This is a genomic window from Curtobacterium sp. 18060 (assembly GCF_902706105.1).
In the GTDB taxonomy this organism is placed as follows: Bacteria; Actinomycetota; Actinomycetes; order Actinomycetales; family Microbacteriaceae; genus Curtobacterium.
Window position 1 is genome coordinate 28,028 of the sequence record NZ_CACSJV010000021.1, and the last position, 21,534, is coordinate 49,561.

The window sequence follows — 21,534 nt, forward strand, 5'->3', positions numbered from 1 at the left end:
CAACCCGTCAATGGTGGCCGTTGTTCCCGACGGCGTCCAGTCGGCACGGGAACGGCCCAGGACCACGCCGGGCCCTGGGCCGTCGCACGGTGGGGCTACTCGTTGCCGATCTTCTTGTCCGCAGCGTGGCGGGCACCGTCGATCTTGTCGTCGTACTTGCCGCCGGTGGCCTTCTTGACCGCGTCGGCGACGCCCCCGAGGACCTTGTCGCTGATGTCCTCGGCCTTCTCGCTCTTCAGGGCGTCCTGGACCTTGTTGTCCTTCAGGAAGTCCTGGGCCTTCTTCGTGATGTCGTCGAACCCCGCCATGGCCTGCTCCTCAGCTCGGTGCGGAGCCCGTCGCTCCGTCATGCCGCAGATCGTAGGCCGCAGAACCGCCGTCTGTCCCGGAACGTGACGAAGTGTTCACACCATCTGGGCGCTGCGTCGACGTGCCAGGACGTACCCGACCGCGACCGCCCCCGACACCGCGAGGAGCGACGGGATGAGGATGTCGGTGCCCTCCTGGGTGAACTCGACCACCAGGACGAGCGCCGTGAACGGGGCCCGCATCGTGGTCGCCAGGAACGCCGCGGCGCCGACGAACGCGAAGGCCGCCAGGCCCGGGCCGTCAGCCGGCCAGAGCAGGAGCCACGCGCCCCCGAGGCCGCCGCCGATCGCCGAACCGATCGCGATCGAGGGCGTCAGGGTGCCGCCGACCGCGCCGGCACCGATGGTGGCCGACGTGGTGATCGTCCGGACGACGCCGAGCAGCAGGAGCAGCACGATCGGCGCCAGGCCGGCGACGGTGTCGTCGTCGAGCGAGGCGTTCATCGCGACGAGGCCCAGCGCCCGCCCGTTGCCGAGGATCTCGGGGAACGGCACCGCGATGAGCCCGACCATCGCGAACACCACCGGCAGCACGACGAGCAGGTGCCAGCCCTTGGGCGCGATGCCCTGCAGCCGGTTGGTGAGCTTCACGAACCCGACGCCCGCCAGGCCGAGGACCGGCCCGACGACGATCGCCCAGACGAGCAGCGACGGCGACATGTGCATCGCCGGCACATGGTAGAGCACCTCGTCCGGGATCACGAGCCGGGCGACGAACGCGGCGACGGCACTCGTGGCGAACGCGGGCAGGGCCGTGGCGAAGCTGATCTCGCCGAGCAGGACCTCGACGGCGAACAGCGCACCACCGAGCGGGACGTCGTACACCGCGGCGAGACCCGCTGCCGCTCCGCAGGCGACCAGGATCTTCGTCTCGCGCGGGGTGAGACCGGCACGACGGGTGACGAGCTGGGAGAGCCAGGCGCCGACCTCGCGCGGGGCGACCTCCTTGCCGATCGAGGCGCCGAGACCGACCGCCAGGATCTGCACGCCGGCGTTCGCCAGGGTCGCGAGTGCGGGCATCCGCTTGCCGCCGACCGCCGCGGTGACCGACACGATCGGACGCCCCCAGCGCCGGAGCGCCCACCAGGCGAAGCCCGTCAGGACACCGGCGGCCACGAGGGCGAGGAACCGGTTCAGCGCCGACGGTGCGTCCGCCGCCTCGAGGTGCCCACCGAAGCCGTACCCGAAGGCCACGAACTGGATGAGCTGCAGCGCGAGCCACACGGCGATGCCGGCGATGCCACCGGAGACGCCCACCAGGGCGGTGACGACGGCGAGCTTGAGCGCCCAGACGGGGGTCGCGTGTCCGGAGCGCGGCATGTCGGAAACCCTAGCGGCTCCGATCACCGGCACCGGGCCTCCCGGTCGTCCCACCTGCCGTCAGACGGCCGTCAGACGGAACGGGACCACGCAGTCGGCGGGCATGAGCGGCGGGTGCAGGCCGACCGTGCCGAGCACCCGACCGCTGAACACCCGTGCGCCGCTCCACCAGTCCGGCCGGACGATCCCGTGCCCGTCACCGACCACGATCGGGTCGACGCGGTACGAGACGTCCGGGTCGAGGTCGCGGAAGGTGACCCGACCGGTGCCGGACACCTCGGACCGCCCGATGCTCGCCAGGAAGAAGACGGCCTGCTGCCGGTCCGGCGTGACCGTGCCGTACACGAGCCGGGAGTCGTCGACCTCGTCCATCCGCACCAGGTCGCCGCCGTGCAGCAGCCCGCGCAGCTCCTTGTACAGCGCGATCCACTCGGCCAGCGACGCCGACTCCTCCGCCGTCGCCTCGGTGAGGTCCCACTCGATGCCCAGGTGCCCGACGAGCGCGGTGCCGGCCCGGAAGGCCAGGTCGTGCACGCGGCCCGTCGAGTGGTTCCTGCCGCTCGCGATGTGCGCACCGAGCAGTTCCGGGGGCAGGAGCTGCTGCGTCCACCGGTGCATCTGCTGCCGCTCGAGGGGGTCGATGTCGTCGGACACCCAGACGCGGTCGGTGTGCTCGATCACGCCGAGGTCGACCCGGGCGCCACCCGACGCGCACGACTCGATCTCGAGCGTCGGGAAGCGTGCCTTCAGGGTCGCCATCAGCCGGTACGTCGCCAGGGTCTGCTCGTGCACCGCCGCGCCGGCACCGGGGAACCCGGCCTCCACCAGGTCGCGGTTGTGGTCCCACTTGACGTACTCGATGCCGTACTCGCCGATGATCGCCGTCATCCGCTCGAGCACGTACTCGTACGCCTCGGGGATCGCCAGGTCGAGCACCTGCTGGTCGCGGGACCGCATCGGCAGTCGGCCGTCCGCCTGCATGATCCACTCCGGGTGGGCGCGGGCGAGGTCGCTGTCCTCGTTCACCATCTCGGGTTCGAACCACAGGCCGAACTCCATGCCGAGGGCCCGGACACGGTCCACGATCGGCCCGAGCCCGTCGGGCCAGACGTCCTCGTCGACGTACCAGTCACCGAGCCCGAGGTGGTCGTTCCGGCGGCCGCGGAACCACCCGTCGTCGAGCACGTACCGCTCGACCCCGAGGGCCGCGGCGCGCTCCGCCAGGTCGGTCAGCCGGGCGAGGTCGTGGTCGAAGTACACGGCCTCCCAGACGTTGATCGTCATCGGCCGCGGCGTCGTCGGGTGCTGCGGCCGGCTGCGGAGCCACCGGTGGAAGCGTCGGGCCTGGTCGTCGAGCCCGTCACCGTGGGTGAACCACACCCACGGCCCCTCGTACGTCTCGCCCGTGCCGAGCCGGACCTCGCCCGGCAGCAGCAGTTCGCCGCCGCCGATCACCTGGCGCCCGGTCGACAGGCGTTCGGCGTGGTGCCGGTGGTTCCCGCTCCACCCGGTGTGCACGCCCCAGACCTGCCCGCGGGCGAAGCCGAAGCCGGGCTCCCCCACCGTCAGGACGGTCGCGGCGTCGGCGCCGGTCCGGCCCTTGCGGCTCTCACGCTGGTGGGTGCCGACGACGAGTTCACGGCGTTGCGGGGTGCGTTCCTTGCCCCACCGACCGGCGAAGTCCAGGACCTCGCGCGCACCGGACGGGATCGGCATCGCCACCGTCAGGTCGTCCACCGTGTAGACGCCGTCGGCGGTGTTCGTGACGGCAGCCCGGGCACGGACGAGTCCGGAGACGAGCACCTCGATCGTCAGCCGGACGGCGAGCCCCGCGGTGTCGTCGGCAGCCTCGGCCGTGACGGTCGTGTCGGTGACGTCGAGCGCCCGCACGGTGAACGCCGGCGACCAGTCGTGGCCGTCGCGGTGTCCGGCCAGGCCGGGTCGTCCGCTCCACCCGCGGTTCGGCTCGGGCAGCACGGCGACACGGACGGGGTCGTCCATCTCGTTCTGGGCCACGGGGGCGACGTCCGCGTCGGCGAGTGCGACGAGCGCGTCGTCGTCGAGTGGCCCGAGGGCTGCTCCCCAGTGGACCACCGCGGGCAGCGCGTGGTCACGGCAGTCGAGGACGAGGGAGACGCCCCCGGCGGTCAGGTGGACGAGGTCGTACGAGGTCACGGCCCCAGTCTTCCTCAGAACCAGCGCTTGACCTTGAACACGACCCACAGGATCGCGGCGAACAGGACCATCCCGACGATCGACAGCGGGTAGCCCCAGGTCCACGTCAGCTCGGGCATGTGCGTGAAGTTCATGCCGTAGATGGCGGCGATGAGCGTCGGGGCGAACAGGATCGCCGCCCAGCCGGAGATCCGCTTCGTGTCGTCGTTCTGCTTCTGCGCCGCCAGCGTCGAGTCGACCGTCAGGGCGTTCTGCAGCAGCTGCCGGAAGGTGTCCAGCCGCTCCACCGTCCGGATCGCGTGGTCGAGGACGTCGCGGAACCGGCGCTGCATCTCGATCGGCAGGTGGTACTTCTCCGCGCCGCGGTGCAGGTTCTCGATGATGTGGATCAGCGGACGGGCGGCCCGCTGGAAGTCGACGACCTCGCCGAACAGCTCGTAGACGCGGCGGGAGACCCCGGCCTCGCCGGCGAACAGCTGGTCCTCGATCTGGTTGATGTCCTCTTCCAGGCCGTCGATCACCGGCACGTAGCCGTCGACGATCGTGTCCATCAACGCCCAGAGCTGCGCCTGCGGTCCGACCGTCACCAGGCCGGGCTTGCCGCTCATCCGCTGGAGCGCCCGCGGGACCGTGGCCCTGCCGCGAGGGTCGGCCTTCACCACGACGAGGAAGAAGTCCTCACCGACGAAGGCGTGCACCTCGCCGAACGCCACCTCTTCCTGCCCGTCGTTGTAGAGCGCGGGCTTGAGGACCACGAAGAGCGTCGAGCCGTACCGCTCGAGCTTCGGCCGCTGGTGCCCCTCGGCGGAGTCCTCGACCGCGAGCTCGTGCAGGCCCAGGGCGACCGCGACGTCGCCGAGCTCCTGCGCGTCCGGTTGGTACAGCACGATGCACGCGCTCGCGCCCTGCTCGTCGAGCATCCGGAAGGTGTCGTCCAGCGACGGACTCGCCATCGGGGCGATCCGGTCGACGTACACGGTGTTCATCTCGACGCTCACGCGACCACCGTACGCAGGTGACCGGCTTTCGGACGGGAGGCCCGTGGCAGGCCCGCCACGCGCCTCCCGTCCGCCGTCCCCCACAGGCTGAACGCACGCTGCGCGCCCGACAGGACCGCCCGCCTACGGTGCAGGTCATCAGCATGCTGACGAAGGGAACGGTCATGAAGAGGATCTGGAAGCGCATCGCAGTCGCCGTGAGTGCCGTCGTCGCGGTGGTCGGGGCGTTCGTCGGGTCCGGCGCCGCCGGCGGGACGCCGATCCAGGACGCTGCCGGCGGAGCACTGTCGGCGTCGTCGACCGCCATCGCACCGGACGGCCCGGCGTTCTCGATCTGGAGCGTCGTCTACGTCGGCCTCATCGCCTACGCCATCCGCCAGCTCTTCCGCACGTCGGACGACGACCGGCACGCGAAGCTGGCGGTGCCGGCGATCCTGTCGCTGCTGCTCAACGCGGCGTGGATCCTGTCGGTGCAGTTCGGGTTCCTGTGGGCGAGCGAACCGATCATCGTGGCCCTGCTCGCGGTGCTGGTCTGGACGTTCACGATCCTGCGGCGGTCGAAGCCCTCCGGTGTCGTCGAGGCGATCGTCACCGACGGCACGTTCGGCCTCTACCTCGGGTGGGTGTGCGTCGCGACGGCAGCGAACACGGCCGCGGTGCTGACGGCAGCGGGCTTCCGGGGCTTCGAACTCGGGCAGGACGTCTGGGGTGTGCTCGTCGCAGCGGTGGCCGGGCTCGTCGGGCTGCTGCTGGCGGTGTGGGGTCGGGGTCGCCTGGCGCCGATGCTGTCCCTGGCCTGGGGTCTGGCGTGGGTGGCGGTCGCGCGGCTCGACGGTCCGCTGGTGTCGACGCCGACCGCTGTGGCCGCGGTGGTCGCAGCCGCCGCGGTCGTCGTGGTGACGGTCGCCGTGCGGGCGCGTGCGGGTTGGTCCGGCGCGCGTGGCCTGGCGGCGCGCACGGCCTAGCCAACATTCGCGCTCAGCGACAGTTCACGGCCGCGAGCCTGCGTGAACTGTCGCTGAACGCGAAACAACGCGCGCCAGCGCCGGGCCCGCAGGCGGCCGGCCTACCACGCGGACGCCACCAAGCCGTGCGCGGCCGCCACGGCCTCGTTCGTGACCTGGCCGGCGTGCACGTTCAGGCCGAGGGCGAGCGACGGGTCGGCGGCCAGCGCGGCCTCCCACCCGCGGTCGGCGATCGCGACGGCGTACGGCAGCGTCGCGTTCGTCAGCGAGATCGTGCTCGTGCGCGGGACGGCACCGGGCATGTTCGCCACGCAGTAGTACACGGTGTCGTGCACCGCGAACGTCGGGTCGTCGTGGGTGGTCGGGTGCGAGCCCTCGAAGCAGCCGCCCTGGTCGATCGCGATGTCGACGAGCACCGATCCCGGCCGCATGTCCGCGACCATGGCGTCGGTGACGAGCTTCGGCGCGGACGCCCCGGGGATGAGCACGGAACCGATCACCAGGTCGGCGTCCCGCAGGGCTTCCGCGATGGCGTGCGCCGACGAACGCAGCGTCGTGATCCGCCCGTCGAACCGGGCGTCGAGCGCGCGCAGGCGGGGCAGGCTGATGTCGAAGACCGTGACGTCGGCCCCCATGCCGAGCGCCATCGTCGCCGCGTGCTCGCCCGCGACGCCACCGCCGATCACGACGACGCGGCCCTTCGGCGTGCCGGGCACCCCACCGAGCAACAGCCCGCGTCCGCCGTTCGTGCGCATCAGGTTGTAGGCGCCGACCTGGGCCGACAGCCGCCCGGCGACCTCGGACATCGGCGACAGCAGGGGCAGCGAGCGGTCCGGCAGCTGCACGGTCTCGTAGGCGATCGCGGTGGCTCCGGAGTCGATGAGCGCGTCGGTCAGCGGGCGGTCGGCCGCCAGGTGCAGGTACGTGAAGAGCACCTGGCCCGGACGGATGAGCGGGTACTCGGACGCCACCGGCTCCTTGACCTTCAGGATCAGCTCGGCGCGCGCCCAGACCTCGGCGGCGGTGTCGACGATCTCGGCGCCCGCGGTGCGGTACTCGTCGTCGGGGAACGCCGACCCGGTGCCGGCGCCGGCCTGCACCAGGACCTGGTGGCCGTGCAGCGCCAGCTCCGCGACACCCGCCGGGGTGGCCGCCACGCGGTACTCGTTGTTCTTGATCTCGGTGGGGACGCCGATGCGCATCGCAGACTCCTTCGTGGGTGGTGCTCTCGTCCACACCATTCAGCGCCGGATTCGTTGCGGTGACGTTAGGGCCGAAGATCCTGACGACGCACGGCGCATCCGTGCGATGAGATTCGGCGATCAGTCGCTCAGAAGACCTTGCCCGGGTTCAGGATGCCTGCCGGGTCGAACACCCGTCGGATCCCCCGCTGCAGCTCGAGCACGTCGTCGCCGAGCTCGTCACCGATCCACCGACGCTTCAACACCCCCACGCCGTGCTCGCCGGTCAGTGTCCCGCCCAACTCGATCGCGGCACGGAACATTGCGTCGGCGGCGTCCCAGACGTGAGCCGGCACCTCGTCGCCGTCGAAGACGAAGTTCGGGTGCAGGTTGCCGTCGCCGGCGTGCGCCACGGTCGGGATCGGGACACCGTGTTCGCGACCGATCTCCTCCACGCGGGCGAACATCTCGGCGAGCCGGCTGCGCGGCACCGCGACGTCCTCGATGAGCACCCGGCCTCGCGACTCCATCGCGGCGTGGAAGGACCGGCGGATCGTCAGCAGGCGCTCGCGTTCCGCCGCCGACCCGGCCAGGTGCACGGTTCCGCCCTCGGCCTGGAGGCGCGGCATGGCTCCCAGCGCGGCCTCGGTCGCGCCCGGACCGTCGAACTCCACGAGCAGGAAGACCCCGCCCGCCGCGGTGCTCCCCACCGTCTCGACGATCACCTCGGATCCGAGGTACGCCGCGATCCCCTCGAGGGCGAGGGCGTCCAGCAGCTCGACCGTCGACGGCCGGTCCACTCCCGCCACCACGGCCGCTGCCGCCGCGGCGGCCTGCTGCACCGACGGGTAGACGGCCCCGAGCGTCGCGGGCTCACCCGCCGGGATCGGGACGAGTCGGACCGTCGCGCCGACGATGACGCCGAGCGTGCCCTCGGACCCGACGAGCAGCGCCGTCAGGTCGAGACCGGTCACGCCCTTGACGGTGCGGTGGCCGGTCGACACGAGCCGGCCGTCCGCCAGCACGACGTCGAGCCCGAGCACGGCCTCGCGCGTGACGCCGTACTTCACGCACCGCAGACCACCGGCGTTCGTGGCGATGTTCCCGCCGACGCTCGCGATCGCCGCGCTCGCGGGGTCCGGTGCGAAGCGCAGCCCGTGCTCGGCGACGGCGGCGTTCAGCGCACCGTTGAGCACCCCGGGTTCGACGCCGGCGAGTTCGTCCTCGACGGACACCTCGACGATGCGGTCCATCCGCGCGACGCTGAGGACCACCGTGCCCTCGGTGCCGTTCGCGCCACCCGCCAGACCGGTGCCGGCGCCGCGCGGAACGACGGGGACGCCCAGGGCCGAGCAGGTCCGGAGTGTCGCCTGCACGTGCTCGACGGTGCGGGCCTCGACGACCGCGACCGGACCGCCAGGGGCGATCCAGCCGGACTTGTCGGTCCGCGCGGCGTCGAGCACGCCCGGTTCGGTCCGGACGACGGTGCCGTCGGGGTCCTGCAGGGCGGAGCGGAGCTCGGTGACGACGGTGTCCATGTCGTCACGCTACCGCCGCCGAGTGGACTCCCCGGCTCGGTGCCCCCACGGCGGTCAGCGCGTGCGGAGCGACTCGCTCGGCAGCTCGCCGAAGCGGGCGCGGTACGTCGCCGAGAACCGCCCGAGGTGCCCGAAGCCCCACGACCGGGCGATCTCGGCGACCGAGGTCTCGTCGCGCGCACCCCCGAGCAGGTCCGCCCGCGCACCGTCGAGCCGCACCTCGCGCAGCAGGTCGCCGGGCGTCTGGTCGAGGTGCCGTCGCAGGGACTGCTGCAGCCCGCGCGGGCTGAGCCCCGCCGCCGCGGCGATCTCCGGTGTGCCGATGGGTTCGCGGGCGTGCTCGTGCACGAAGTCGAGCGCCCGGCGGACGCGTCCGTGCTCCGGACCGCCGCCGGCCACGGTCGAGCGCCAGCGATCGCGCTGCGGGAACGCACGGATCGCAGCGGTCGCGAAGGCCTCGGCGATGTCGCGCTGCGCGATCGGGTCGAGGTCGTGGTCCACGTCGAGCCACGTCGACGAGTGCGTCCGGACCACGTCCTGCCACGCAGCCGTGCCCGCAGCCGTCGGGCGCTGCATCGGCTCGAAGGCGAAGTCGTCCTCGCCGACCAGCGCCCGGACGAAGTCACGGTCCAGGTGCACGAGGTTCAGCGCGATGTCGCGGTGGTGCAGGGAGTACGGCTCGGCGAACGGCAGCACGACGGGCACGCCGGCTTCGAGCGCCCAGGTCTCGCCGCCGCAGGTGATCCGGCTGGAGCCACTCCGCATCCAGGCCACCAGGAACTCGTCGTCGACCTGGCTCTCGCTGCGCAGGTCGACCATGAACCGCGACGACCGCAGCGACATCCGGTCGTCGCCGACTCCGGCGAAGTCCCAGTGCGCGGTGGGGCGGGTGCGCCGGACCGCGGGTGCCCGGAAGTCGTAGTCGCGCCCGAAGAACGCGAGCGCCTGGTCGACGTCCGTGCCGACCACGCGACGGGAGTACCGGCCGCCCGGTCGGTCCATCGAGATCACCATGGCCGAGACCGTACCCGGCACCCCCGACAGAACCGGGTCACATCCTGACTCAGGGCTGCAGGATCGCCTGCCCGACGCTCTCGTCCAGGATCAGGTCCGTGACGAGCCCGGACGCCAGCGCACCCCGCAACGACGCGGCCTTCGAGCGGCCCGCGACGACGCACACCCGACGGGGCGCGCGCTTGATGGTGTCGAGGTCCGGCCCGCCGGCGCGCGCGTTCACGCCGATGTCCCGCCACGACCCGTCGGCCCGGTAGAACACCGTCGAGACGTCCCCGACGACCTGGGCCTTCGTGAGCTCGTCGCGGTCCGCGGGGTCGAGGTAGCCGCCGGAGTACACGTGCGACGGCACCGGGGCCTGCGGGGCGCCCACACCGAACACCACCAGGTCCATCCGCTCGTGCAGGTCGAGCACACGGCGGATCGACCGCTCGCGGAACAGCGCCTCCTTCGTGGCGGGGTCGTCGAAGAACGCGGGCACCGGGAACTGCTGCACGAACGCGCCGTACGCCTCGCCGAACCGCCGCAGGATCTCCGAGGCGTAGACGATGCCCGTGGTCCGTGTGTTCGCGGCGCCGTTGATCTGCACGATCGTCGAGCCGTGCGTGGTCTTCGGCACGAGGTACCGGCTGACCGCGCTCACCGTCGAGCCCCACGAGATCCCGATCACCATGTTCGACTCGACGTACTGCGTCAGGATCCGGGCGGCGGACAGGGCGACCCGTTCCAGGCGGTCGACGTCGCTCGTGTGGTCCGGCACCGGGACGACGTGCGCGTGCACGCCGAACCGCGAGCGGATGCTGCGGCTCAGCGCGGCCGCCTGGTCGAGGGGTGAGCGGATCTGGATGTCGACGAGGCCGGTGTCCCTGGCGTACTTCAGCAGGCGCGACACCGAGGAGCGCGAGGTGGCGAGTTCGTCCGCGATGGCGTCCATCGTCAGGTCCTGCAGGTAGTACAGGTGGGCGGCGCGCAGCGCCTGCTGCGTGCGCATGGGCTGAGCCGCATCGCTCATGGTGCTCCGATCTGTCGAACGCAACCATGCACGGACGTGCACGGCCTCTGCAACCCCTGTCGCGCCTCCCGGCCCCCGGATCGGAGCGCACGACACGTGTGCTGCACGTTCGTGCATGCAAGTTGCCCGACCTCCCAAACCGGCGCACGATCGATCCTGACCACGAGAACCGACGAAGGAAGCGACGAACCATGTCGAAGAAGACACAGCCCCGGGACACGGTGACCGCCCTCACCGAGCGCCCGAACGCGCAGGTCCTCGTCGTCGGCGGCGGCATCAACGGCATCGCCACGTTCCGCGACCTCGCGCTGCAGGGCGTCGACGTCGCCCTGGTCGAGCGCGGCGACTACGCCTCCGGTGCGTCCGCCGCGTCGAGCCACATGATCCACGGCGGCATCCGCTACCTCGAGAACGGCGAGTTCCGCCTGGTGCGCGAGAGCGTCCAGGAGCGCAACGGCCTCATCCGCATCGCCCCGCACTACGTCAAGCCGCTGCAGACCACGATGCCGATCTTCTCGACGTTCTCCGGCATCATGAACGCCCCACTGCGCATGCTGACGCACAAGCAGCGTTCCACCAAGGAGCGCGGCGCGATGCTCATCAAGATCGGCATGACGATCTACGACTCCTTCTCGCGCGACGGCGGCTCCGTCCCGAAGCACGTCTTCCGCACCAAGAAGGCCGCGCTCGAGGACATGCCCGCCCTCAACAAGGACCTGAAGTACACGGGCACCTACTACGACGCGAGCGTGCACGAGCCCGAGCGCCTGGCCCTCGACGTCCTCAAGGACGGCATCGCCGCCGGCACCGGGACCGGCTCCGCCGCGACCGCCCGCGCGACGAACTACGTCGAGGCAGCCGGCACCCGCGACGGCGGCGTGCTGCTGCGCGACCGCGAGACCGGCGAGGAGTTCGTGTTCACCGCCGAGGTCGTCATCAACGCCTCCGGTCCCTGGACCGACCTGACGAACGAGGCGTTCGGCGGCGAGACGAAGTTCATGGGCGGTACGAAGGGCTCGCACATCGTCGTCCAGAACGACGAGCTGCTCGAGGCCACCAAGGGACGCGAGCTGTTCTTCGAGAACGACGACGGACGCATCGTCCTCATCTACCCGCTCAAGGGCCGGGTCCTCATCGGCACGACCGACATCGACGCCGACCCCTCGAAGCCGGTCACGACGACCGACGAGGAGATCGACTACTTCTTCGGGCTCGTGAAGCACGTGTTCCCGCAGATCGACGTCACCCGCGACCACATCGTCTACAGCTACTCCGGCATCCGTCCGCTCCCCCGCCACGAGGACACCGCCCCCGGCTTCGTCTCGCGTGACTACCGGATCGTGGACACCCAGATCGCCGGGCTGCCGGGGTCGACCGTGCTGTCGCTCGTCGGCGGCAAGTGGACGACGTTCCGTGCCCTCGCCGCGCACCTGTCGACCGAGGCCACCACGAAGCTCGGCATGCCCCGCAAGGTCGACACGACCGGCATGGCGATCGGCGGTGGCAAGGAGTTCCCCACCACCGACGCGCAGCGCGCCCTGTGGATCACCTCGCACCGTGACGGCCTGGACGAGTCCCTGGTCGAGGGCCTGCTGGAGCGCTACGGCACCCGTGCGGCCGAGGTCGTGGACGTCCTGACCGACGGCCCCGTCGAGGCCCTCGAGTCCGACCCGTCGCTCACCCGCGCCGAGGTCGCGTACTTCGCCGAGCACGAGCAGGCCGTCCACCTGGTCGACGTGGTGCTGCGCCGCACGAACCTGGCGTTCGTCGGCGGTGTCACGATCGACCTGCTCGACGAGCTGGCCGACGTGCTCGCCGGGGCGCTCGACTGGACGCCCGAGGAGCGCGCGGACGAGGTCCAGCGCACGCTCGACGTGCTGCGCGAGGCGCACCGCGTGATCGTGCCGCTGACGTCCGCAACGGCACAGGCGTCCGCAACGGCACAGGCGTCGGCGTCGCAGCTCGCGTAGTCGACGCGACCACGAACGGACGGGAGGCCCGGTACCAGCTGGTACCGGGCCTCCCGTCGTTCGTCTGGTCTCGTTCCGTTCGCCCGGTCGCGATCGCGCGTCAGAACCGCTCGCCGGTCGGGTCCAGCGCGGTGCGGTCGATGAGCTGGTCACCACCGATCGGCTCGCCCTCCCAGTCGACCAGGTGCCAGCCGTCGGCGAAGGACCCCTCGAGCTCGACGATGCCGGTGTTCTCCAGGTGGCGCTTGGTGCCGAAGTGGTCAGGGGTGTTGTCGGCGGCCGCGCTCGCCCAGGTACGGATCGCCGCACCGTGACTCACCGCCGCCGCCACGCCGACGCCGGTGGCCTCGATCTGCCGCACGGCGTCGTCGTACCGCTCGAAGAACTCGAGCCCGCTCTCCGCCCCGGGCATCCGGGTCGTGCGGTCCCCGCCGGACCAGCCGTGCACGGTGGAGATGTACAGCTGCACGGACACCGTGTCGCTCTTGCCCTGGGTGTCCCCGGCCTCGATCTCACGCAGACCGGGCAGCACGACGGGATCGAGCCCGAGCGACGCCGCCAGGGGTGCCGCGGTGATCTGCGTCCGGACCATGGTGGAGGCGAAGAGCCGCTCGATCCCCCGGTCGGCCAGGGCTGCCGGCAGGGCATCCGCCTGCTGCTGGCCGAGCTCGGTCAGGCCGGGTCCGGGCACCACGGCGTCGAGGACACCGTTCACGTTCGCGGGGGTCTGGCCGTGGCGGATGAGCAGCAGTCGCATGGATCCACCCTACGGACCACCGCCGACGTCAGCCCTGGCGGGTGTTCCAGCGGGGGTTCTGCTTGTTGATGACGTAGACCCGGCCGCGGCGACGGACGACCTGCGAGCCCGGGATCTTCTTCAGTGCCTTGAGCGAGTTGCGGACCTTCATGGTTCTCCTCCGTCGGCGCTCTCTTGTTGAGAACGGTTTTCAGGTAGGGTACCCGACATGCGTTCTGCTGCCATCACCCTCGTCACCGCCCTCCACGAGGCCGACGCCGACCGCGTCGCCGCCCGGATCACCACCGGGCACCGGATGCACGTGGACGGGAGCGCGTTCGCAGCGGCCCGCGCGGTCGCCGAGCGGGCTGACCACCTCGACCGCGCCTGCGGCCCCGACGCCGACCACGGCCTCGTCGTCACGCTGCAGCCCGGCTCCGACGCCCGCGCCGTGGGCATGATGCTCGCGAACGCCGCCCGGAGCGAGACCGGTGACGACCGGGTGCTCCGGCACGTGGTCGGGGTACTGCGCGCCGACGACGTCGCCCACCTGCTGTGGTCCGACGTCGACGACGCGTTCGTGGCCGCCGACCGGGTGGCGTCCCTCGTCGAGTACGCGACCGTCATCGCGCTCGACCGTCTCGCTCCGCTGTCCCTCCGCCGCCGTCGCGCACTGGTCGCACTGCTGCACCGGCTCGCGCCGCAGGCCGTGATCGTGGCGCTGCCCGCACTCCGGACCGCGCGCGACCTGCCCGCGTCGAACGGCGGGGCCGCTCGGGTCCTGGCCTCGGGCGCCGGGTGGATGCGCGCCCTGTCGAGCGGCGCCGACACCGGCCGGGACGCCCGCGACGACCTGGTCGCGATGCGCTACCGGGAGCCGCTGCCGTTCCACCCTGGGCGACTGGCCACCGTGATCGAGCGGGACCTGGCCGCCGGTAGCTCGGGCCGGGTGCTCCGCTCGAAGGGGTTCTTCCGGCTCGCGTCACGCCCGGACCACGTCGGCTCGTGGTCGAGCTTCGGGGCGATGCTCGCGCTCGACCCCACCGCGAACCCGTCGTGGGACGCCGACGCCCCGATCGGGCAGGCGCTGTGGTTCGTCGGCGAGCGGCTCGACGTGCGGGCGATCGAACGTGCCCTCGACGGGGCGCTGCTCACGCCGCCGGAGCTGCTGGCCGGGCCGGACCTGTGGCGCGGGTGGGCGGACCCGTTCCCCGTGTGGCCGGCGGTGGACCCGGCGTCGGAGCACCGGCACGAGTGAGGCGTCCCGTGCGTGCGCATCTTCCGACAGAACACGAGTCGATCGACGCGTGGATCGTCGCAGCATGTGCACGCATCCGGTGCGTGCGCATCTTCCGACAGAACACGAGTCGATCGACGCGTGGATCGTCGCAGCATGCGCACGCACAGACGGGAGGCGCGGTGCAGGTCGGACCTGCACCGCGCCTCCCGCCCGTGGTCGCGTCGCGAGCGCCCCCGGCGTCAGCGCGCCGGCACGGCCTCGGCGTCGGCGGCCTCGCCCGCGGCCCGGGCGGCAGCGTCCTGCGCGGCGAACGGCAGGTCCCCCAGGTCCAGGTTCGGGTTCGTGTCCTGCGTGAGCACGAGTTCCTTCGCCTCGGCCTCGGTCTCCACCGCCGGCATCGAACCCGGCAGCGGACGGCGCGAGGACTCCTTCATGCAGAAGACGCCGATCGCACCGACCACGCTCATCGCCATCAAGAAGTACGCCGGGGCGAGTTCGTCCCCGGTCACGGTCAGCAGCGCCTGCACGATCAGAGGCGTGGTCCCACCGAAGACCGCGATGGCGATGTTGTAGGCGAAGCCCATGCCGCCGTACCGCGTCGAGGTCGGGAACAGCGCCGGCAGCGACGCCGCCTGGTTCGACACCCACAGCGCGGTCATCAGTGCGAGCAGCCCGAGTCCGGCCAGCGTGGACCACTGCGCACCGTGCCCGATCAGCATGAACGCCGGCACGACGAGCACCACGGTCGTCGCGGCACCGATCCACATCACGACGCGTCGACCGAGCTTGTCGGACAGCTTGCCGGTGAGCGGGAGCATGACCGCCAGGAGCAGGAGCACCGGGATCGTCAGCAGTGTGCCGTCGAGCGGCGAGTACCCGAGCGAGTCGGTCAGGTAGGTCGGCATGTACGAGGTCAGGGCGTACCCGACGGTGTTCGACGCCGCGACGAGCATGATCGCGATGACGATCGGCCGCCAGTGGTCTCGGACCATCACGAGCACGTTCGCGGGACGCTCCCCGTCGAAGGACGCGCGGGTCTCGGACGCGGCCTCCTGCGCGGCCTGGGTCGCCTGGAACACCGGCGACTCCTCGATGCGCAGACGGAACCAGATCGCGACGACGCCGATCACACCGGCCGCCAGGAACGGGAAGCGCCAGCCGTAGGCGACCATCGCGTCCTCGCCGAGGGTGATCTGCAGCACCGAGACCACGGTCGCTCCGAGCGCGAAGCCCAGGTAGCTGCCGAAGTCCAGGATGCTCGCGAAGAACCCGCGGCGACGGTCCGGGGCGTACTCGGTCACGAAGGTCGTCGCACCGGCGTACTCACCGCCGGTGGAGAACCCCTGCGCCAGCTTCAGCACGACCAGCACGATCGGTGCGAACACCCCGATCGTCGCGTAGGCGGGCAGCGCTCCGATGAGGAACGTCGACGCCGCCATCATGATGAGCGTCGTCGCGAGCACCTTCTGGCGCCCGATGCGGTCGCCGAGACGGCCGAAGACGATGCCGCCGAGCGGACGGGCGATGTACGTCGCAGCGAAGACACCGAGGCTGAACAGGATCTGCACGGCGGGCTCGGCGGTCGGCAGGAAGACCTTCCCCATCGTGACCGCCAGGTAGCCGTAGACGCCGACGTCGTACCACTCCATCGTGTTGCCGACGACCATGCCGCTCACCGCGCGGCGCATCATGCTCTTGTCGACCACGGTGACGTCGCTCTCGCGCAGACGTCGGTGCGGCCGGGTCGGGGTATGGCTGGGATCGGAGCCCATGTCTCTCCTCGAGGATCGTGACGAGCCGGCAGGGACCGGCTCGGGCCGGTGGAGACCGGCTCAGGAACAGCGAGCGACGTTACCGAGCGACCGAAATGTCATTGGCCGGTGATTCCCAGGCAGCGGCGTGTCACCCGAACGGGGGGAGGGCCCGATCCGCATGCGCCTGCGGATCCGGAAGGCTGAGTAACGAGGACATAACATCGGCGCATGGCGATCGAACCCGAGACGAAGAGCTGGACCTGGGTCATCGAGGGCACCTGCCCCGAGTGCGGCTACGACGGCACCACGGTGTCGATCCGCGACGTGCCGGGGATCATCGACGCGAACACGACTGCGTGGCCGACCGAACTCGGCCGGGATGACGTGCGCGAGCGTCCCGACGACCACACCTGGTCGGCACTCGAGTACGGCGCCCACGTGCGCGACGTGCACCGGAAGATGACCGAGCGGCTCGCCCTGATGCTCACAGAGGACGCCCCGACGTTCCCGAACTGGGACCAGGACGCCACCGCGGTCCAGGACCGGTACGGCGAGCAGGACCCGGCCGTCGTCGTCCGGGAGCTCGGCGAGGCCGCACACCGGGCAGCGCGGGCGTTCGACGAGGTCCGTGACGACCAGCTCGAGCGCACCGGACTGCGGTCGGACGGCAGCGCCTTCACCGTCGCGAGCCTCGCGACGTACTACGCGCACGACCCCGTCCACCACCTCTGGGACGTGCGGCGCACACACTAGGTTCGGGCGTACCTGCCGGAATCGGGCGTACCTGCCACGAAGAAACGACCAGGTATGCCCGAAAGCGCCTTCCATCGCGCCCGTTCTGGGAAGGAACGCGCACCTGCCAGGCGTCGAGCAGACCGCTCAGGCGAGCGCGTCGAGCAGGGCGCGGGCCGTCGCGGCGTCCGACACCAGCTCGTTGACGAGCCCTCCGCGCACGGCGCCGACGATGCTGCCGACCTTGGCGCTGCCGACGGCGACGCCGACGGCGTGCGGCACACCGGACAGGACCTCGCGTGAGGTCCGGACCATCCGGTCGCTGCCGGGGAACTCGATGGGCGAACCGTCCGCGGCGTAGAAGTTGAGGCAGACGTCACCGGCGGCCTGGTCGAACGCGGCGTCCTCGACGGGGACGCCCCGCGCCAGGGCGTCGCGCGTCGGGGTCGGCGCCCCGATGCCGAGGATCGCGCCCTTCGCCCGGCCCCAGAGCCCGACGACGTGCTGGAAGGCCGGGTCCTCGTCGAGCGAGGACCGCATCGCGGGCGACGGCAGCGCCTGGGCGAACAGGAAGGCGGGGATCGCTCCGGAGTGCTCCGCAGCGGTCCGGGTGATCTCGTTCGTCTGGAACCACGGCATCGGGTCCGCCTGCCCGCCCACCGTCGGGACGAGCTGCACGCCGGGCAGGCTCGGCATGCCGGCGTGTGCGACGTCGTACACCGTGCGGCCCGACGACATCAGGACGGCGTCGCCGGGGACGAGTCCCATGCCCTCGACCGCTGCGGCCAGGGGCGCGGCGAGGTCGGCGCCGAGCGTGGCGGTGTGCGTGACGGCGGCCAGGTGCACCGCTCGGATGCCGAGCACGACCTGCAGCCGTTCGGCGAGCGCGACGGTCTCGTCCTGGAACGGGTCGACGACCTCGATGCGGACGAGACCGGCCTTGCGCGCCTCGGCCACGAGCCGCGACACCGTCGGACGCGAGACACCCAGGCGCGAGGCGATCTCGACCTGGGTGGCGTCCTCGAGGTAGTACATCCGCGCCGCCTGGTACACGGTGTCGAGCGGGAACCGGGTCCGGGCACCCTCGGCGGCAGGGTTCTCGGCGGACATGCGCCGATCGTATCCCCGGCACACCTCAGCGGATCGTGAACCCGCCGTCCACCCGGAGGTCGGCGCCGTTCACCATCGCGCTCGACTCCCCCGCCAGGAACAGCACCGCGGCGGCGATCTCGTCCGGGGTGGCGAAGCGGCCGGTGGGGATCTCGTCCTGGTGCCGGATGCCGTTCTCGTTCGCCCACGCGGCACGGCCGAGGTCGGTGAGGACGACGGTCGGCGACACGGTGTTGACGGTGACGCCGCGACCGCCCCACTCGAGCGCGAGCACACGGGTGAGTCCGATGACGCCCGCCTTCGAGGCGCAGTACGCGGCGTGCCCGTCGATGCCGACGTGCGCGGCCTGCGAAGCGATGTTCACCACCCGCCCGTACCCGGCGGCGAGCATGTGCCGACCGACGGCCTGGGCAACGCGGAAGGTGCCGGTCAGGTTGACGTCGATCGTCCTCGACCAGGTCTCGGCGGACAGTTCGTCCGCCGGAGCGAGTGCGGCGATCCCGGCGCAGTTGACGAGCACGTCGACGCGACCGAAGTGCGCGACGACGACGGCGACGGTGCGCGCCACGGATGTCTCGTCCGTCACGTCGCAGCCGAACCCGGCATGGAGGCCCGCGGCCGGCAGGTCGGCCGCCGCCGTCGTGGCGCCGTCGGCACGGACGTCGACGATCGCGACCCGCGCACCCCGTGCGGCGAGTGCCCGGGCGATGGCGTTCCCGATGCCGGAGGCGCCGCCGGTCACCACTGCGGTGCGGCCGGTGAAGTCGTTCGTCAGGTCGACGGTGTCCGGGCCCGGGCGCAGGGCTGCGGCGAAGTCGGGGGTGGTGCTGGTCGTCATGTTCGCTCCTTTGCGTCGGGTCGAACCTAGCAGAAATTGTGTTCTGGACAAACGTTCTGCGAGGTGTACAGTCGTCGCCGAAGCCATCCAACGAAGGAGCAGCGCATGTCGACGACGACCGAGAACGCGGCCACGACCGCCACCACGACCATCCCCACGACGATGCGAGCCGTCGTCGTCCACGGCCCGGGCGACTACCGGCTCGAGGAACGCCCCGTGCCGACGCCCGGCCCCGGCGAGCTCCTGCTCCGCACCGACGCCGTCGGCATCTGCGCGAGCGACCTGAAGTGCTACCACGGCGCCGCGAAGTTCTGGGGTGACGAGAACCGCGCCGCCTGGGCCGAGACGGACCGCATCCCCGGGCACGAGTTCGTCGGGACGATCGTCTCCGGCGACGACGACACCCTGGCGAAGCGGAAGGTCTCGCTCGGGGACCGCATCGCGTGCGAGCAGATCGTGCCGTGCTGGGAGTGCCGCTACTGCCTCGAAGGCGCGTACTGGATGTGCAACGTCCACGACATGTTCGGCTTCAAGGGCTACGACGGCGCGATGGCCGAGTACGTGCTCGTCCCCGCCAAGGCCCTGACCCACCCGGTGTCGAGCGCCCTGCCCGGTCAGGTCGCCGCGTTCGCCGAGCCGCTGTCCTGCGCGTTCCACGCCGTCGAGCGGGGCGACATCAAGTTCGGCGACACGGTCGTGATCGCCGGCGCCGGACCGATCGGCCTCTCCGCGATCGCTGGTGCTCGACAGAAGAACCCGCTCCGGATCATCGCCCTCGACGTGGTCGAGGCGAAGCTCGAGCTGGCCCGCAAGGTCGGCGCGGACCTGACGATCAACATCGCCGAGGACGACGCCGTCGCCCGGGTCAAGGAACTGACCGACGGCTACGGCGCCGACGTCTACATCGAGGCGACCGGCCACCCGTCGGCGGTGCCCCAGGGCCTCAACCTGCTGCGCAAGCTCGGCACCTTCGTCGAGTACTCGGTGTTCAAGGACGCCGTCTCCGTCGACTGGTCGATCATCTCGGACGACAAGGAGCTCGACGTCCGGGGCGCCCACCTCGGCCCGCACACCTGGCCGGCGGCGATCAAGCTGCTCGAGGCCGAGACCCTGCCGATGTCGGAGATCTGCACGCACCAGTTCCCGCTCGAGCGGTTCCAAGAGGCCCTCGACCTGGTCGGCGACTCCGCCGGCGCGAGCGTCAAGGTCTCGATCCTCCCGTCCCTGCAGGCCTGAGCCCGCCGACCCCTGGAGTCAGCAAGCATGTCAACGACGACACAGCGCGCCACCGGTGCGCCCACGACCCCTCGCGCCGAGGGCCGCCTCGACCGGATGGGGATCCCCCGCCCGCTCGCCCTCGGGTTCGTCGCCGTCCTGGTCTTCATGACCGGGAACGGCGTCGAGTCGAACTTCATCACCCCGCACATGGTCGCGGTCCTCGGCAGTCCCGAGGCCACCGTCGCGACGATCGTGACCTTCTACAGCCTCGCCGCCCTGATCGGCAGCTACGTCTCCGGCGCCCTCTCCGACCTGATCGGGCCGCGCCGGGTGATGATCCTCGGGTTCGCCGTCTGGGTCGTCTTCGAGGTGCTCTTCCTGCTCGCGCTGAACATCGGCAGCGTGCCGTTCGCGGCCGTCGCCTACGCCGTCCGGGGCTTCGGCTACCCGCTCTTCGCCTTCGCGTTCCTGGTCTGGGTGAACATCACCACCCCGGTCGAGCGGAACGGTTCGGCGGTCGGCTGGTTCTACGTCGCCTTCACGGGTGGCCTGCCGACGCTCGGTTCCCTCTTCGCGATCGGCGCCATCCCGGTGTTCGGCGGCGGCACGATCGGTGAGACCGGCGCGATGGTCGCCTCGATCGGCCTGGTCGTGATCGGGTTCCTCATCATGCTGTTCGGCGTCCGGCTGCCGAACGGGTTCTCCCGCATCGCCCCGGCCGGCGAGAGCGCCTGGCAGGTACTGACGAGCGGCATCCGCCTGACCGTCACCCGGCCGAAGATCCTGATGGGCTTCCTGGTCCGCCTGATCAACACCGCGCCCGAGTTCGGCATGTTCGTCGTCCTGCCCGCCGTGATCGCGAACGAGCGCGGGTGGGGCCAGAGCCGCTGGCTGCTCATGACCGTGTGCGTCTACGCGACGAACATCCTGGTGAACGCGCTGTTCGGCTGGGTCGGCGACAAGATCGGCTGGCAGCGCACCGTCAAGTGGTTCGGCATCGTCGGGTCCGCCCTCGGCCTCATCGCCTGGTGGTACGTCCCGCAGCTCGTCCCCGCCGGTTCGGACTGGGGGTACGTGCTCTCCGTCGTCGCCGGCTGCGTGTTCGGCTGCCTGCTCGCCGGCTTCGTGCCGATGGGCGCGATCATGCCGGCGCTCGCCCCCGAGCACAAGGGCGCCGCGATGGCGATGTACACGACGGCGGCCGGCGGCGCGGCGTTCCTCGGCACCGGTGTGGTCGCCGCGGTCTTCGCGCTCGGCGGTGGCGGTCAGGCCGCGACCTGGACGTTCGTCGGCCTGTACGCCTGCGCGTTCGTGATGATCCACTTCCTCAAGGTGCCGCAGGGCACCCGCACCTCCCACTGAAGG

At 71.4% G+C, this 21,534-nt stretch carries 19 protein-coding genes; 6 read left to right on the forward strand and 13 right to left on the reverse strand.

Annotated elements, in window-relative coordinates; genetic code table 11:
• Nucleotides 1–95: 95 nt before the first annotated feature.
• Genes GVL05_RS11425 through GVL05_RS11440 form a run of 4 tightly spaced genes read right to left on the reverse strand, consistent with a single transcriptional unit; the run spans nt 96 to nt 4,861 of the window.
• The gene (locus tag GVL05_RS11425) at nt 96–350 is read right to left on the reverse strand and encodes an antitoxin (protein ID WP_327785640.1); all 255 of its coding nucleotides are present in this window, start codon (nt 348–350) and stop codon (nt 96–98) included.
• A gap of 54 nt (nt 351–404) precedes the next feature.
• Entirely contained in the window at nt 405–1,688 is a 1,284-nt protein-coding gene (locus tag GVL05_RS11430; RefSeq protein ID WP_131921814.1) for a chloride channel protein, read from the reverse strand.
• 60 nt (nt 1,689–1,748) lie between these two features.
• On the reverse strand, nt 1,749–3,863 hold the full coding sequence (locus tag GVL05_RS11435; RefSeq protein WP_200849210.1) for an alpha-galactosidase: 2,115 nt from the start codon (nt 3,861–3,863) through the stop codon (nt 1,749–1,751).
• A gap of 14 nt (nt 3,864–3,877) precedes the next feature.
• Complete coding sequence (locus tag GVL05_RS11440; protein ID WP_235035943.1) at nt 3,878–4,861, reverse strand: magnesium and cobalt transport protein CorA; 984 nt, start codon at nt 4,859–4,861, stop codon at nt 3,878–3,880.
• Nucleotides 4,862–5,025: 164 nt separating this feature from the next.
• On the opposite strand from GVL05_RS11440, the gene GVL05_RS11445 reads away from it, so the two are divergent.
• Entirely contained in the window at nt 5,026–5,826 is an 801-nt protein-coding gene (locus GVL05_RS11445) for a tryptophan-rich sensory protein (protein ID WP_159573212.1), read from the forward strand.
• 101 nt (nt 5,827–5,927) lie between these two features.
• On the opposite strand, the gene ald is transcribed toward GVL05_RS11445, so the two are convergent.
• From ald to GVL05_RS11465, 4 genes are all read right to left on the reverse strand, one after another.
• Entirely contained in the window at nt 5,928–7,028 is a 1,101-nt protein-coding gene (gene ald, locus GVL05_RS11450; RefSeq protein ID WP_159573213.1) for an alanine dehydrogenase, read from the reverse strand.
• Between the two features lie 128 nt (nt 7,029–7,156).
• On the reverse strand, nt 7,157–8,545 hold the full coding sequence (locus tag GVL05_RS11455; RefSeq protein ID WP_159573214.1) for an FAD-binding oxidoreductase: 1,389 nt from the start codon (nt 8,543–8,545) through the stop codon (nt 7,157–7,159).
• A 54-nt stretch (nt 8,546–8,599) separates the two neighbouring features.
• Nucleotides 8,600–9,559 (reverse strand): AraC family transcriptional regulator, encoded by a 960-nt coding sequence (locus tag GVL05_RS11460; protein WP_133937936.1) that lies wholly within the window; start codon nt 9,557–9,559, stop codon nt 8,600–8,602.
• A gap of 49 nt (nt 9,560–9,608) precedes the next feature.
• The gene (locus GVL05_RS11465) at nt 9,609–10,571 is read right to left on the reverse strand and encodes a sugar-binding transcriptional regulator (RefSeq protein ID WP_165901120.1); all 963 of its coding nucleotides are present in this window, start codon (nt 10,569–10,571) and stop codon (nt 9,609–9,611) included.
• 191 nt (nt 10,572–10,762) lie between these two features.
• Here GVL05_RS11465 and GVL05_RS11470 point away from each other — a divergent pair, with 191 nt between their 5' ends.
• On the forward strand, nt 10,763–12,541 hold the full coding sequence (locus tag GVL05_RS11470) for a glycerol-3-phosphate dehydrogenase/oxidase (protein WP_159573215.1): 1,779 nt from the start codon (nt 10,763–10,765) through the stop codon (nt 12,539–12,541).
• Between the two features lie 100 nt (nt 12,542–12,641).
• On the opposite strand, the gene GVL05_RS11475 is transcribed toward GVL05_RS11470, so the two are convergent.
• Both GVL05_RS11475 and ykgO read right to left on the reverse strand, forming a co-directional pair.
• Nucleotides 12,642–13,298: a histidine phosphatase family protein gene (locus GVL05_RS11475; protein ID WP_159573216.1), complete on the reverse strand. Its 657-nt coding sequence runs from the start codon at nt 13,296–13,298 to the stop codon at nt 12,642–12,644.
• Nucleotides 13,299–13,326: 28 nt separating this feature from the next.
• Nucleotides 13,327–13,449, reverse strand: coding sequence for a type B 50S ribosomal protein L36 (gene ykgO / locus GVL05_RS11480; RefSeq protein WP_022905672.1), 123 nt, complete (start codon nt 13,447–13,449; stop codon nt 13,327–13,329).
• Between the two features lie 57 nt (nt 13,450–13,506).
• Between ykgO and GVL05_RS11485 the strand changes: the two genes are divergently transcribed.
• Nucleotides 13,507–14,535, forward strand: coding sequence for a GTP-binding protein (locus GVL05_RS11485; protein WP_159573217.1), 1,029 nt, complete (start codon nt 13,507–13,509; stop codon nt 14,533–14,535).
• 221 nt (nt 14,536–14,756) lie between these two features.
• Here the strand turns inward: GVL05_RS11485 and GVL05_RS11490 are convergent, their stop codons facing one another.
• Entirely contained in the window at nt 14,757–16,289 is a 1,533-nt protein-coding gene (locus GVL05_RS11490; RefSeq protein WP_159573218.1) for an MFS transporter, read from the reverse strand.
• Nucleotides 16,290–16,499: 210 nt separating this feature from the next.
• Between GVL05_RS11490 and GVL05_RS11495 the strand changes: the two genes are divergently transcribed.
• Nucleotides 16,500–17,024: a DinB family protein gene (locus tag GVL05_RS11495; protein WP_132100000.1), complete on the forward strand. Its 525-nt coding sequence runs from the start codon at nt 16,500–16,502 to the stop codon at nt 17,022–17,024.
• Nucleotides 17,025–17,150: 126 nt separating this feature from the next.
• Here the strand turns inward: GVL05_RS11495 and GVL05_RS11500 are convergent, their stop codons facing one another.
• Nucleotides 17,151–18,113, reverse strand: a complete 963-nt coding sequence (locus tag GVL05_RS11500; RefSeq protein WP_131879444.1) for a sugar-binding transcriptional regulator — start codon at nt 18,111–18,113, stop codon at nt 17,151–17,153.
• A 25-nt stretch (nt 18,114–18,138) separates the two neighbouring features.
• Entirely contained in the window at nt 18,139–18,951 is an 813-nt protein-coding gene (locus GVL05_RS11505; RefSeq protein WP_159573219.1) for a GolD/DthD family dehydrogenase, read from the reverse strand.
• A gap of 105 nt (nt 18,952–19,056) precedes the next feature.
• On the opposite strand from GVL05_RS11505, the gene GVL05_RS11510 reads away from it, so the two are divergent.
• Nucleotides 19,057–20,187 carry a zinc-binding dehydrogenase gene (locus GVL05_RS11510; protein ID WP_123672438.1) on the forward strand — a complete coding sequence of 377 codons (1,131 nt, stop codon included), beginning with the start codon at nt 19,057–19,059 and terminating at the stop codon, nt 20,185–20,187.
• A 27-nt stretch (nt 20,188–20,214) separates the two neighbouring features.
• Nucleotides 20,215–21,531, forward strand: a complete 1,317-nt coding sequence (locus GVL05_RS11515; protein ID WP_207895492.1) for an MFS transporter — start codon at nt 20,215–20,217, stop codon at nt 21,529–21,531.
• Nucleotides 21,532–21,534: the final 3 nt, after the last annotated feature.